Here is a 965-nt window from a genome sequence, read left to right on the forward strand (position 1 = left end):
TAGCAGGCTGCTGAAGAAGTCGGCCCTTGGCCCGGTTCGAGGAACATGATTCACCCTTCGCAGGCTTTGGCGAGGGTGATGATGCGCGGGACGGACGAGGCGAGCAGGTCGCTGTTCAGCTATGTCGACTTGGAAGCGCGCATCCCCGCGCGGCATCCGCTGCGCAAGATCCGGCAGGTGGTGAACGACGCGCTTGCGAGCCTGGATGCCGAGTTCGAGGCGCTTTACACCGATTTCGGCCGGCCCTCGATCGCGCCGGAACGGCTGATCCGCGCGAGCCTGATCCAGATCCTGTTCTCGGTCCGCTCCGAGCGGCAGCTTATGGAACAGATGCAATACAACCTCTTGTTCCGCTGGTTCGTCGGCCTCGGGATCGACGATCCGGTCTGGGTCCCGACCGTCTTCACCAAGAACCGCGACCGGCTGCTGACGACCGACATGTCGCGCAAGGTGATGGCGGCGATCCTAGCCCACCGCGAGGTCGCGCCGCTGTTGTCGGACGATCACTTCTCGGTCGATGGCACGCTGGTCAAGGCCTGGGCTTCGATGAAGAGTTTCCAGCCCAAAGCCATCGGCACGCCGCCCGACGACGATCCGGGCGACCCGCCCGGACCCGACGCGACTGCTGAAGACCTGACCGAAGCAACCGAAGCCGAGACCGACCCGATGCCCCGCCCCACCCGCCAAAGCCGCAATACCGAGGTCGATTTCCGGGGCGAGAGGCGGTCCAACGCCACCCATGCCTCGACCACGGACCCCGATGCGCGGCTCTACAAGAAGTCCCCCGGCACCGGCGCCATGCTGTGCTTCATCGGCCACGCGCTGATGGAGAACCGCGCCGGTCTGATCGTGCAGGGCGACCTGACGCAGGCCGATGGTCATGCCGAACGGCGCGCGGCAATGGACATGATCCATCGCCATTCCCCCGGATCGACCCGGCAACTGACACTGGGCGCGGACAAGGG

At 65.7% G+C, this 965-nt stretch carries 1 protein-coding gene; it reads left to right on the plus strand.

Annotated elements, in window-relative coordinates:
* Nucleotides 1–81 precede the first annotated feature (81 nt).
* Nucleotides 82–965, plus strand: an 884-nt coding sequence (locus tag Q5Y72_RS19705; RefSeq protein WP_305965083.1) for an IS5 family transposase, incomplete at its 3' end; no start/stop codon positions are given.

Source organism: Paracoccus spongiarum (genome assembly GCF_030732095.1).
GTDB classification, from domain to species: domain Bacteria; phylum Pseudomonadota; class Alphaproteobacteria; order Rhodobacterales; family Rhodobacteraceae; genus Paracoccus; species Paracoccus spongiarum.